11 protein-coding genes are annotated in these 12,325 nt (G+C 58.3%); 1 reads left to right on the top strand and 10 read right to left on the bottom strand.

Annotated features, from left to right (window positions below; translation table 11 throughout):
• The first annotated feature begins 121 nt into the window (after window positions 1–121).
• Window positions 122–2,311, top strand: coding sequence for an OsmC domain/YcaO domain-containing protein (locus ACMG4N_RS02670; protein WP_414432855.1), 2,190 nt, complete (start codon window positions 122–124; stop codon window positions 2,309–2,311).
• A gap of 101 nt (window positions 2,312–2,412) precedes the next feature.
• Here ACMG4N_RS02670 and ACMG4N_RS02675 read toward each other — a convergent pair whose 3' ends face one another.
• The 10 genes from ACMG4N_RS02675 to ACMG4N_RS02720 all read right to left on the bottom strand — a co-directional run bounded on the left by ACMG4N_RS02675 (window position 2,413) and on the right by ACMG4N_RS02720 (window position 12,207).
• Window positions 2,413–3,366: an NAD(P)-dependent alcohol dehydrogenase gene (locus tag ACMG4N_RS02675; protein ID WP_414432856.1), complete on the bottom strand. Its 954-nt coding sequence runs from the start codon at window positions 3,364–3,366 to the stop codon at window positions 2,413–2,415.
• 178 nt (window positions 3,367–3,544) lie between these two features.
• Window positions 3,545–3,961 carry an alternative ribosome rescue aminoacyl-tRNA hydrolase ArfB gene (gene arfB / locus ACMG4N_RS02680; RefSeq protein WP_035245718.1) on the bottom strand — a complete coding sequence of 139 codons (417 nt, stop codon included), beginning with the start codon at window positions 3,959–3,961 and terminating at the stop codon, window positions 3,545–3,547.
• 131 nt (window positions 3,962–4,092) lie between these two features.
• On the bottom strand, window positions 4,093–5,445 hold the full coding sequence (locus ACMG4N_RS02685; RefSeq protein ID WP_052042499.1) for an SPFH domain-containing protein: 1,353 nt from the start codon (window positions 5,443–5,445) through the stop codon (window positions 4,093–4,095).
• A gap of 207 nt (window positions 5,446–5,652) precedes the next feature.
• Window positions 5,653–6,846, bottom strand: coding sequence for a DUF445 domain-containing protein (locus tag ACMG4N_RS02690; protein WP_289622860.1), 1,194 nt, complete (start codon window positions 6,844–6,846; stop codon window positions 5,653–5,655).
• Between the two features lie 66 nt (window positions 6,847–6,912).
• Window positions 6,913–7,572: a hypothetical protein gene (locus tag ACMG4N_RS02695; RefSeq protein WP_297767632.1), complete on the bottom strand. Its 660-nt coding sequence runs from the start codon at window positions 7,570–7,572 to the stop codon at window positions 6,913–6,915.
• A 157-nt stretch (window positions 7,573–7,729) separates the two neighbouring features.
• The gene (locus tag ACMG4N_RS02700) at window positions 7,730–9,601 is read right to left on the bottom strand and encodes an MFS transporter (protein ID WP_414432857.1); all 1,872 of its coding nucleotides are present in this window, start codon (window positions 9,599–9,601) and stop codon (window positions 7,730–7,732) included.
• Between the two features lie 130 nt (window positions 9,602–9,731).
• Window positions 9,732–10,328, bottom strand: a complete 597-nt coding sequence (locus ACMG4N_RS02705; protein WP_297767636.1) for a TetR/AcrR family transcriptional regulator — start codon at window positions 10,326–10,328, stop codon at window positions 9,732–9,734.
• An 81-nt stretch (window positions 10,329–10,409) separates the two neighbouring features.
• Window positions 10,410–11,108, bottom strand: coding sequence for a PspA/IM30 family protein (locus tag ACMG4N_RS02710; RefSeq protein ID WP_414432858.1), 699 nt, complete (start codon window positions 11,106–11,108; stop codon window positions 10,410–10,412).
• An 80-nt stretch (window positions 11,109–11,188) separates the two neighbouring features.
• On the bottom strand, window positions 11,189–11,461 hold the full coding sequence (locus ACMG4N_RS02715; RefSeq protein ID WP_272963034.1) for a YiaA/YiaB family inner membrane protein: 273 nt from the start codon (window positions 11,459–11,461) through the stop codon (window positions 11,189–11,191).
• A 131-nt stretch (window positions 11,462–11,592) separates the two neighbouring features.
• Complete coding sequence (locus ACMG4N_RS02720) at window positions 11,593–12,207, bottom strand: acyltransferase (RefSeq protein WP_414432859.1); 615 nt, start codon at window positions 12,205–12,207, stop codon at window positions 11,593–11,595.
• Window positions 12,208–12,325 lie beyond the last annotated feature (118 nt).

Genomic DNA, 12,325 nt, shown 5'->3' on the forward strand with positions numbered 1-12,325 from the left:
TGAACACCGTAGGGGGAGGCCCGGATTCCAACCCTGGAAGGTCGCCCCTACAGACGGTAGGGGGTAAAAGCTGGATAATGGCGCCCCTAGCTCACCATTTCTTAACTCCGGTAGCCCCGCCATGGAAATCAACGTCAACTTCCTCGATAACCTTCGACTGGAAGCCAAGTTCGACGACTTCACCGTCATCACCGACCAGCCCATCCGCTACAAGGGTGATGGCTCGGCGCCCAGCCCGTTTGACTATTTCCTGGCGTCGTCGGCCATGTGCGCGGCCTATTTCGTGAAGGTGTACTGCAAGGCGCGGGATATCCCTACGGACAATATCCGCCTGTCGCAGAACAACATCGTCGACCCGGAGAACCGCTATAACCAGATTTTCCGCATTCAGGTGGAACTGCCGGAAGATATTTCCGACAAGGACCGCCAGGGGATTCTGCGCTCCATCGACCGCTGCACGGTGAAGAAGGTGATCCAGACCGGGCCGGAATTCCAGATCGAGGAAGTGGACAACCTGGACGAGGACGCCCAGGCGCTGCTGATGGTGACGCCGGATGAAGCGCATCGCACCTTTATCGAGGGCAAGGACCTGCCGCTGGAGCAGACCATCGCCAACATGAGCGCCATCCTCGAAGAACTGGGGATGAAGATCGAGATCGCCTCCTGGCGCAATATCGTCCCCCATGTGTGGTCCCTGCATATCCGCGATGCGGCCTCGCCCATGTGCTTTACCAACGGCAAGGGCGCCACCAAGGAAGCGGCGCTGTGCTCGGCGCTGGGCGAGTTTATCGAGCGGCTCAACTGCAACTTCTTCTACAACGACCAGTTCTTCGGCGAGGAGATCGCCAACAGCGACTTCGTCCACTATCCCGACGAGAAGTGGTTCAAGCCCGGCCCCAACGATGCGCTGCCGACAGAGATCCTGGACGACTACTGCCTGGGTATCTACAACCCGGAGGGGGAGCTGGGTGGCTCCAACCTGATTGATACCAACTCCGGTCGGGTGGACCGGGGCATCTGCTCGCTGCCCTTTGTGCGCCACTCCGATGGTGAGACGGTGTACTTCCCCTCCAACCTGATCGAAAACCTGTTCCTCAGTAACGGCATGAGCGCGGGCAACACCCTGGCCGAAGCCCAGGTGCAGTGCCTGTCGGAAATCTTCGAGCGGGCGGTGAAGAAGCACATCATCGAGGAAGAAATCACCCTGCCTGATGTTCCTGATGCCGTGCTCGCCAAGTACCCGGCGATTGTGGAAGGCATCCAGGCACTGGAAGAACAGGGCTTCCCGGTGCTGGTGAAGGATGCCTCCCTGGGCGGCCAGTTCCCGGTGATGTGCGTGACGCTGATGAACCCGCGCACTGGCGGGGTGTTTGCCTCCTTCGGCGCCCACCCGAGTTTTGAAGTGGCACTGGAGCGCAGCCTCACCGAGCTGCTGCAGGGCCGCAGTTTCGAGGGCCTCAACGATGTGCCGCCGCCCACCTTCAACAGCCAGGAAGTCACCGAACCCAACAACTTCGTGGAGCACTTTATTGATTCCACCGGGGTGGTGAGCTGGCGCTTCTTCAGCGCCACGGCGGATGAAGATTTCTGCGAGTGGGATTTTTCCGGAACCAATGACGAAGAGGCTGCGCGACTGTTTGCCATTCTCGACGATCTGGAAAAAGAGGCCTATGTGGCGGTGTACGATCAACTGGGTGCGCCGGCCTGTCGGATTCTGGTGCCGGACTTTTCCGAGGTCTACCCGGTGGAAGACCTGATCTGGGACAACACCAATATGGCCCTGGATTACCGGGAAGACATTCTCAACCTGCACCGCCTCAGCGACGACCAGCTCAGCCAGCTGACTGAGCGCCTGGAAGAAAGCCAGATCGACAATTACACCGACATCATTACCCTGATCGGTATCGAGTTCGACGAGAACACCGTGTGGGGCCAGCTCACCGTGCTGGAGCTGAAGCTGCTGATCAACCTGGCGCTACAGCGCCATGAAGAAGCCCTGGAACTGGTGGATATGTTCCTGCAGTTCAACGACAACACGGTAGTGCGCGGGCTGTTCTACCAGGCCCTGCGCGCGGTGCTGGAGATCACTCTGGATGACGAGCTGGAGCTGGATGATTATCTGGTTAACTTCCAGCGTATGTTTGGTAAGGACACCATGGAAGCGGTGGTGGGCTCAGTGAATGGCACGGTGCGTTTCCACGGCCTTACCCCCACCAACATGCAGCTTGAAGGACTGGAGAAGCACCAGCGTCTTATTGAAAGCTACAAGAAACTGCACGCTGCGAGGGCGGCCAAGGCGGGGCTAGCGTAACCAGCCCCCAATACCTATTACTGTAGGAGCTATGCTTGCATGGCGAACAAGCTTGCGGAAGGGTTCGCCATGCAAGCATAGCTCCTACGGTAGATGCATCCTCAAGCTATTACTTCGATCACCACCTTGCCCCGACAGCGACCCGTGCGGCTGCGATCATAGGCTTGCTGGCTCTGCGCCAGAGGAAAAACGCTGTCGATGATGGGGCGCAGTTTGCCGCTTTCCACCAGCTCCGAGAGGGTGTCCAGATCCCGTGTCCAGGATTCCACCACCACGGTGCCGCAGTGCTTTCCGAACACCCGGTAGAACGGTGTGATCAGCATGGAGCGGGTGTCACCGCCGGTGGAGATGAACCAGCCATCTTCAGCGATCAGGGCATCACAGGTGCGCGGGGATTCGTAGGAGGTCACGTCGAAGACCAGATCGAAGGAACCAGCGGTGTTCCGGTAGTCACCCTGGGTGTAATCGATGATCTCGTCGGCACCCAGTTCGCGAGCGAAGTCAGCATTGCGGCCACTACAGACCCCGGTAACGTGCAAGCCCATTGCCTTGGCAATCTGAACGGCAAAGGTACCGACCCCCCCGGAAGCGCCGATGATCAATACGCTTTTGCCGGCTTCCGCCTTGCCCTTACGCAGTCCCTGTAACGCCGTCTGTGCCGCCAACGGCATGGAGGCTGCCTGCTGGAACGTTAGCGACGGCGGCTTTTTGGCAATGCGCTTCTGGTCGATGCGCGTCAGTTCCGCCAGAGACGCGGTGCGCGGGCGCATATCCATGCCGTAAACCGCATCGCCGATCTCGAAGTCCCGCACCTTGCTGCCCTTGTCGATAATCACGCCGGCCAGATCGTCACCGAAGAAGGGCGGCAGCTTGTTAACCAGCAGGGGGGTAAACGCCACGGCCGCATGGTAGTTCAACTTCCAGTCCTTGGGGTTCACGGATGCCCCATGAACCTGCACCAGCACATCATTGGCTCCCAGGCGGGTGGGCGCAGAGATGGTGTTCAGGACCAATTCGGCAGACAGGCCCCAGCCTGATGTGGTGATCGCTTTCATGGATACGGCTCCGTGGTGAAATCAGCGAATTCAAGCTTAACAAAGGAGGGCGTGAAGGGAGCGGTCAGATAGCGCCAAGGGAGCGGCGGTTTGTGTCAATACAACGGCAAGCCAAGCATACGCTGCAATGCCGGTAACTACTTCAGGTATGAGAATGGGCTGAGCCGCGACGCAGCTTTCAGCCCGGATCCACCTTGCCGCGCAGGGATTTGGTTCTGCCGCGTTTGGTTTTGCTGTCCATGCGCCGTCGCTTGCTGCCCAGGGTGGGGCGGGTGGCCTTACGGCTTTTCTGTTCCACCGTCACGCTCTTGATCAACTGGGCCAAGCGGGCCAGGGCATTTTCCTTGTTCATTTCCTGAGTGCGAAACTGCTGTGCTTTTATCACCACCACGCCATCGCTGGTGATGCGCTGATCACTGAGGGCTAGCAGGCGTTCCTTGTAGCGTTCCGGCAGGGAGGAGGCGCGAATATCGAAGCGCAGATGAATTGCGGAGGCGACCTTGTTCACATTCTGGCCGCCGCTGCCCTGGGCGCGGATTGCCTGAAGGTCGATTTCCTGTTCCGCCAGGGACAGGTTGGGAGTGATTTGCAGCATGAGGGGTACTGTAGCGGCTTCGGGGAAAGAGGAGCAAGTGACGCCGCTGCATGAACGACCTCTCAAGGTGTGAACCCGAGTGCCGATGAGGAACGCCTGCAGCGTATTCGATACTGCTGCAGGCGTTTGCTTTAATTCTTCACATCCCGGTCATAGTTGAGCCGCTTGGCCGCATCCAGGGTCAGCAACTGCATGAAGGCCTTGGTTTCGGAATCCGAGCCGGTAGGCGTATTACCGTCACCACCGCCAAAGACATACTGCGGCACCTTGCGCTGGGCGAAGGCTTCAGCCCAGATTTTCTGGATTTCGATTTCCGCATCCAGCTTCTGCGCCAGGGCGTTATCCGCCTGCAGCACCGCTTTCTTCTGGTAGGCTTCTGCATCGGCCAGGGTACGACGGGTTTCCGCTTCGATGCGCGCTTTTTCCAGGTTGACCTGGGCGGTCTGTTTGTCGATTTCCGCCTGTTCCTGTTTTTTCTGCGCTTCGGTAATGGCCAGCTGTTTCTCGGTCTCCGCTTCCGTGGTGCGCTGGATCTGGTCCACCTTGGCCTTGGCCTGACGCTCCGCCACTTCCCGCTCACCGCGGGCGATGGCCAGCAACCGCTGCTCTTCTTCCTGCACCCGTTGCTCGCGGGCAATAGCACGGTCGGCTGAGGCTTTCTGCTTGAGTTGCATACGCTCTACAAAACGCTGGTTCGGGTCCATCTGGGTGATACGGGCTTCCACTACTGAAACCCCGTAATCGATAAACCTCTGGGATTTGCGCCGCGGAATACCGGTATCATCGAGCATCTTTCGCACCACAAACACCACTTTGGAGTCGTCGCCGTAATCTTTCTGTTGGGTGCCCAAGGCGACATTGGCGCTGCCTTTGACTTCGTTGACCCGTTTTTCGCTGATCTCTTCGCGACGAACAATATAGATGCCATTGATCATCTGGTTTTCGAACTCGGTGTTGAACTCGGTACGACCACCGGAGTAATACTCTTCAGCGCTCATCAACGACGCATTGGCCTGCAAGGTTTCCTTGAAAGCCGGAATCAGTGCCGTACGCAGCAAGTTTTCCGGGTTGCGGTATTCATGAGCCAGTTGCAGGAAGCTGTCCTTGTCGGTGGGGATGGTAAAACGCACGGTAGCCTGTGCATCAGCGTCAACCTGATCAAGGAACATGATGTTCTGGGGTGGCAGTGCGGCTGACGTTTCAGAACTTTCTACTTCCACATAGGCAAGATCTTCCGTGCCGCCCTTTACCGCCTGAACGGTCAGCGCGCGCTTCCAGGAATTCCAGCGACCGAAGAAAAAGAACTGGTAACCCACATCGGACACCACCTGTTCCTGACCGGTGATGGTGCGCACGTGATACACATAGCCAGGCTCGGCATAGAAGATGGATTTGTTCGCCACAAACACCAGTACCAGCACAGCGATGACCGTGCCAACCAATCCCGGCAAGGGTAATACACCCTTGAGCTTGTCCTTGAGCATGATTTTCCCCCAGAGAGTCAATGTGAAAGGGGAATATTTTAGTGAGCATTCCGGGAAAGAATAGTGGGCAATGTCTTACATTTGCGATCTTGCGGATAGAAGGGGAAAGCGTGACAGGGCGCGGAACAAGAGTCTGATGAGCGAGGGATCAGTTGCGAAAACCCTGACGTGCCGGCTTGTCGCAACTGGTACCTCGTTACTCGCGATTCACCCCACCGGCACCGCAAAGTGAATCATCGCATGCACCTGCAGCTCACCAACAAGGAAGCCGAGTAACGCCCCCACGGTAATCAAAATCCATTCATCCTGCTGGAAGGCCGGCCTGAGTAATCCCTCGAATTCCTCTTCGGTAAGCTCCTGCATTTTTTCTACCATGAGGTTCTTCAGGTCCATGGCTTCTTCGGCATAGGCTTCCATGTGGGTGAGCGTTTCCGGCAGGTGCTGCATCACCTTCTCGGACACGGAGCGCTTCATTTCCTGATACCGGGTGCTGCCCACGGCGAACACCACCAGCGGCTTGGCCAGGCCGGCCTGTTCATCCATGGTGCGCTGCACCTGTTTCTGGACCAGGCCGAACAACCGGTCGGACATGGGGCCAGTCAGGATGGCGCCGATCACCGCCGCCGGAGTAACGATCTCCGTGGCCACCAGTTCCCCATAACGCGCTGCCACCTGTTTGCGGCGGCGCAGGAACAGGCCCTGCCATTCGAACAGCCCCAGATAACGCACCGGCTGTTTCGGGTTGAAGATCATCTTCAACGCCAGCCAGTCGGTAAACCAGCCGGTGAACAGACCAAACAACGGAATCACCCAGATGTTATGGGTAAACGCCCAGACGATGGCCTGAACAATACCGATGGCAAAACCGAAATAGATGCCGGAGTTACGAATGAACTTGAATTCCACATGACCGGCTTCCAGAAACACCCGGTTAAGCAGTTCCTTGTCGCGCACCAGCGCGCTGGTGACCAGATCCTTGAGATCGAACACCCGGGTAATGTTGCTTTTGATATCCGTCATGATCTGCTCGACCATGTGCGGCGCTTCATTCTGGATACGCTGGATCAGCAGGTTCTTCACGGATTCCGGGGCGGACTCCCATAGCCCTGGCTGGTACTCGGCAGCGACCTCGCGGGTAATGTCTTCCACCGCGCGAATCAGCGGATCGCGAATCTCGGCAGCCACCCGCTGGGGGTCCAACTTATCGAACACATCTTCAGGTTTGAGTAAGCGCTCCATCATCAGATCGCAGGCCACGCTCGCCATGGTGGCGGCCTTGCGCGGTACGATACCCTGCCAGCCCAGAAAGGGTCGCCAGCCCACAAACTTCAGTGGTTTGAACATCATTTTGATGGCCACCACCTTGGTGTAATAACCAATGGCAGCGGCCACAAACGGCATGGCCAGATAGAGCAGCCAGTTGGCCTGAAGGTCCGCCAGAATCAGATTGGGATCGGTAATCACAGGCTACTCCTCACTCACTGCGGCTTCGCTCAACAACGCCCACACCTTGCTGCCCACCGGGCTGATGTGGAGAGTTTCACGGCGTACTTTCAATTTCGGGGAGTGCGCCTTCAGCGCCGCTTCCGCCTTGCGATAATCACTGTCGCCTTCCAGCAGTTCGTAATCCGTGCGCCGCTCCTCACTGAACCCGGATGCCACCACCAGGCCACGGGCAAACAGACGGCTAAGGTAAAAGGCGATGAAATCCGTACATTGGATACCGGCAGCCCGCCCAATGTTGGAATGTCGGTGCAACACTTCCCCGCGGGACAGGCGACCACCGGTGAACAGCGTCAACATGGGAAACCCACTGCCATCGGACAGGGCGGCCAGCAAGCGGGCTTCGTCGGCCGTGGTGCCGGCCAGAACCTGGCTGATCAGCATGGCGCGAGCCTGCTCCTGGCTCTGTTCCATGGACACTTCCAGCAACTGCTGAAAACTGTCGGCCGCGCCCCCCAGACTGCCGGGCGGTTCCAACCCTTCCAGGCGATGTTTCAGCCCCTGCAGGACATCCTGTTCCACCTGATGGAGGCGTTCATCGGCACGCTGCACCGGTGGTAACTGATACAACAAATGCTGTATTCGCGCCCGCAGGGCGGCGGGCGAGAGTGGGGAATCAGACACGGTTGTTTCCTGTTCTTATTGTGGTTTCGGGTCTTGCTGGCTTACCGATGTTTCCCGATATCGCCGGAAATAAACAAAGACCGCTTTATTATTGAGTGTGCTCGGTTTTCATTTTAGTGCAAGTTACTGTCCGTATGTTTTACGCAACGCCATGGATTCACGGCCGTTCGCGTAAAGTCATGACGCGTTCGCGCAGGTCATCCGCACGTACCTGTTCCGGTGCCACCGCGTCCCCCACCGCCAGTTTGATCCGCGACCAGAAGCGGCGCGGCAGCCGGGTGAGGGCCTTGCCCCCCTTGTGGCTGAAAAAACTGCCCCACAGACCGGACAGGGCCATGGGAATCACCGGCACTGGATAATCGGCGACAATCTTTTCAATCCCGGCGCGAAATTCGGCCACCTCGCCGTCGTCGGTGAGCTTGCCTTCCGGGAAGATGCACACCACTTCGCCTGCCTCCAGCTCCTCACGGATGCGCACGAACGCACGCTCATAAATCGCCGGATTGCGGATTTTGGAATCGATGGGGATGGTCTTGCCGGTACGGAAAATATAGTTGAGCAGTGGCATGTCATAGATGGGCTTGAACATGACAAAGCGCACCGGACGACGGATGGCCCCGGCCAAAAGCAGGGCATCCACATAGCTCACATGGTTGCACACCAGCATGCAGGGCCCTTCGTCGGGAATATGCTCCATGCCATGGTGTTTCACCCGGTACATGGTGTGGGTCAGCATCCACACCAGCAGGCGAATGAGAAATTCCGGCACCACCGTATAGATGTAGCTGGCCACCAGCACATTGGCCAACGCCAGCGCCAGGAAGAACTGCGGCACGGTCAGTTCCAGCACACCCACCAGCACGATGCCGGCCACTGCCGACCCCACCATCAACAGGGCATTGAGAATGTTGTTGGCGGCGATGATTCGCGACAGGTGCTTGGGATTGCTGCGGTGCTGGATAAAGGCGAACAGCGGCACAATATAAAAGCCGCCAAACACACCGATGCCAAGCAAGTCCATCAGTACCCGGTAGCCACCGGCCTGTTGCAGAAAGCCGGCGATATCTACCTGGCCATTGCCTTGCAGCCCGGCATAGGAAAAGAACAGATCCACCCCGAACACGCTCAGGCCGATGGAACCCAGCGGCACCAGCCCCAGCTCTACCCGTTTGCCGGACAGCTTTTCACAGAGAAAAGAGCCCAGCCCGATGCCGATGGAAAAGGTGCCAAGCAGCACGGCGTAGAGACCGTCGGTACCCAGCAGGTAGTCGTCCACGTAGACCTTGAGCTGGGTGGTATAGGCGGCGCCGAGAAACCAGAACCAGGAGATCCCCAGCACGCACATCCAGACAGATTTCACTTCCCGGGCATAGCCAACGATATGCCAGGTTTCCTTCCACAGGTTCCAGTTTATTTTCAGGCCATAGTCCGCCGCCGGTGCCGAGGGAATGCCACGTGCGGCCAGGTAGCCAAGCAGGGCCAGCCCCACCACCGTGATCGCCACCACACCATCACCCACGCCATCCATCTTCAACAACACCCCGGAAATCGAACCCAGCAGAATGGCCAGGAAGGTGCCCATTTCCACCAGCGCATTACCGGATACCAGTTCCTTGTCATCCAGCTGCTGGGGAATGATGGAGTATTTGATGGGCCCGAAGAAGGTGGACTGCAGGCCCATACAAAACAGGACGCCAAGCAGGAAATACACCGCGTCGAAAAAGAAGCCCACCGCGGCGGCGGACATGATGCAGACTTCCACGAACTTGATCTTGCGGACCAGCGACGCCTTGTCGTATTTATCCGCCACCTGACCCGCTAGCGCGGAGAACAGGAAGAAGGGCAGGATAAACAGGGCCAGAGCGACGTTATTAAGGGTGTTGACGCTGACGGCCGTGACCGCCCCGGAGGCAATCAACAGTATCAGTGCCTGGCGAAACACGTTGTCGTTGAACGCTCCGAGAAACTGGGTAAAGAAGAAAGGCCCGAAGCGGCGTGACGCCAGCAGAGAGAACAACCCTTTTTTCATTTTGTCGCCTTTTCATTCTTATTTCAGGAGAAACGGCAAGCCGCCTGAAGACTGATCGTTGCGCGCTGAAAATCCGGGCGCGGCTGTTGTGTTAACAATTACCAGTAGCTGTGATTCGCATTGTCGCTTGTTACTTTCCCGGCCAGCTATTCAGATAATGCTCCAGCAATGAATCCAGCATGGCCTGTTCATCCACATCCCCGGCCACATCCAGTTTGTTTTCCGCCGCCAGTACGGCAATACCGTGGACGCTGCTCCACAGCGTCCGCGCAGCCAGGTGAATCGCCGGGCCGGATTGGCCGTCGGCCAGTCGGGCCACTTGTTGCTCCACCTGGGCAAACAACCGGGCGGTGCGCTGCAGATACCAGTCCGGTACCGGCGCCGCCTTCTGCATGCGATGCATGAAGACCATCTGCCACAGGGCGGTCTGCTCCCGGGCAAGATCCAGGTAAGCGCTGGCCATGTGGTGCAGGGCCTGCTGCGGGGAGACGGTTTTGCCGGTTTCCATATCCGCCAGCAGGGCATCCAACGTGGCCGCGTTGGCATGCAGAATCAGGTCATCAAGATTGGCGAAAACGTGATACAGCATACCCGGGGTATAACGGATGCGCTCTGCCACCTTGCGCACACTGAGTTTCGCCAGCCCCTGTTCCGCCACCAGTTCGCGCACCGCATGAACGGCCAGCGCCTGCAGTTCCTCGCGGCTGTGTTGGTTACGACGTGCCACCGGTATTCCTTATTGCTGATGCCATTTTCCGCATGGACCTTGTGGGAGCGATCGCTCGACCCATCCCACAGATGATCTGATTCAGGACGGTTGCAACCTGGCCAGAATCACCCGCGCCCGCTCGGCCTGACTGTCACCGATGCCGGCATCGGCCATGCGCCTGTCCAGACTGTCGATCTGACCATCGCCTGTCTGCCAGTCACAGTGAATCTCACTGTGCCACAACAGACGGCATTCTTCCTGCCGTTGTTGGATTTGCTGCAGCGTCTGCTTGCTGTCGCTGAGCCGTTCGGCAAGACCGCGCCCCTGAGCATCCCGATTCTGACTCTGCCCGAAAAGCGCTTCCTGGGTTCTGGCCAGGGACTGTTCGTGGCGCAGGGTTTTCAACTGGTCTGCCGCTTGCTGGATGAAACGTTGGTATTCCGCTTCCTGCTGGTTGAGGGCAATGCCCTGTTGTTCCAGGCGCGCCTGCTGCTGTTCCAGGTCCGCCAGCCGTTTGCCGATATCCAGAGCCAGCGCATCCTCGCTGGCGGCCAGAGCCTGGCGGGCACCATCTTCGTAGTAGCCTATCTGACCAAGCAACTCGTCGCTGCGGCGGCGGTTAAGTTTTTGCTCAGCCATCAACCGCGCCAGCTGTCGGCGGGCATCACGCAGGGACTGTTCCGTTTCATAGAGCTGCTGATCGAGCAACAGCATGTCGTTGGCATTGACGATCTGTTCCATGCTGACACGGGCCTGGCCGCGCATCAGGGTTTTCAGTTTGTTCCAGGCGGTCGCCATGATGATTCTCCAGAGTTTGGTCGTTATCCAGGGGCCTGACAAAACCTTGGGGGTTTTCCCAGGCCGGCGTCAGGCGTTCTTCACTCCGTGTATTCCTTGAGCAGGCGCTCGGTCTTCGCCTCACTGATGCGGTTGATCAGTCGCCGGGCTTCGTGGTCGTCGCGCAGGGTCTTGGCCAGGGTGATGGTGGAGCCCACCACGAACATGATGCCCATCACCAGGTAGCCCTTGATCCACAGGTCCGTGGGCAACCAGACGATACCCAGAACCATCAGGCCCAGGCTGATGCCGAAGGCCGCTTTCACGTAGAACAACCAGCCGCCGGAATGACGTTGAATCGCGCTCTCGTCCATGGGGTTTCCCTCTCGGTTTGTGTTGTTGTTTGTTTAACGATGTTTAATAAACAACATTGCTAAACATCGTTCAACAAAGAGGGTGTTACCGATTATGTGGCGGGGTGTTCAATAGGGGGAAGCGCGATAAATCAGGTACCACCCGGGCGGCGGCCTACCGGGCGAGCCGGGTTGCCGGCGACAATGGTCCAGGGTTCCACGTCCCGGGTCACCACGGCCCCCATGCCGACCACCGCATGATCGCCAATGGTGACCCCATCGACGATGCCGGCCCTGGCCCCGATCCACACATCCCGACCGATGCGGATCCCCTTCGAGGTCACCGGCTGCTCGCGGACCAGTCGGTTCGCGTCCAGTCCGTGGTTAAACGCATAGAGGGTGCAGTAAGCGGCAATGCGGCTGTCGTCGCCGATCTGGATGCCCGCGGCACCGCCATCCAGGGTCACATGATGGTTGAGGCTGACCCGTTCGCCCAGGCGGATCGGGCCATGAATGACGCAATCTGCAGCGATCTGGCAGCCATCAGCCACGATAATGTCGCGACCAGGCTCAGCCAACAGTACCGCCTGGGGCGCCACAAAACAGTCCTGCCCGAAACGAACGGTTTCCAGCGCCATCAGGCTTTGCTGGATATCCCGCTGCCAGGGCTCTGCCCAGGCACGGTGCTTCGCTTTCAGGCGACCGTACAGCCAGGGCATGTAGGCCAGGCGTTTTTTATGTTGTTCGCGGTAGTCGTCTTCGGTCATTCCCTCGTCACTCCCTGCGTAGGAGCAGCGCTTGAGCCGCGAATCGTACTTGGGAAGGCCTTCTCGCAAGCAGATTCGCGGCTCAAGCGCCGCTCCTACAATTAACAATATGAGTTTA

Source organism: Alcanivorax sp. IL2 (genome assembly GCF_047495475.1).
Taxonomy (GTDB): Bacteria; Pseudomonadota; Gammaproteobacteria; order Pseudomonadales; family Alcanivoracaceae; genus Alcanivorax.

Coding starts and splice junctions, on each gene's coding strand:
- ACMG4N_RS02720 (WP_414432859.1), bottom strand. CDS start 12,207: ATGACCGAAGACGACTACCGCGAACAACATAAAAAACGCCTGGCCTAC.
- ACMG4N_RS02675 (WP_414432856.1), bottom strand. CDS start 3,366: ATGAAAGCGATCACCACATCAGGCTGGGGCCTGTCTGCCGAATTGGTC.
- ACMG4N_RS02710 (WP_414432858.1), bottom strand. CDS start 11,108: ATGGCGACCGCCTGGAACAAACTGAAAACCCTGATGCGCGGCCAGGCC.
- ACMG4N_RS02690 (WP_289622860.1), bottom strand. CDS start 6,846: ATGCCGTTTGTGGCCGCTGCCATTGGTTATTACACCAAGGTGGTGGCC.
- ACMG4N_RS02700 (WP_414432857.1), bottom strand. CDS start 9,601: ATGAAAAAAGGGTTGTTCTCTCTGCTGGCGTCACGCCGCTTCGGGCCT.
- ACMG4N_RS02670 (WP_414432855.1), top strand. CDS start 122: ATGGAAATCAACGTCAACTTCCTCGATAACCTTCGACTGGAAGCCAAG.
- ACMG4N_RS02685 (WP_052042499.1), bottom strand. CDS start 5,445: ATGCTCAAGGACAAGCTCAAGGGTGTATTACCCTTGCCGGGATTGGTT.
- arfB (WP_035245718.1), bottom strand. CDS start 3,961: ATGCTGCAAATCACTCCCAACCTGTCCCTGGCGGAACAGGAAATCGAC.
- ACMG4N_RS02715 (WP_272963034.1), bottom strand. CDS start 11,461: ATGGACGAGAGCGCGATTCAACGTCATTCCGGCGGCTGGTTGTTCTAC.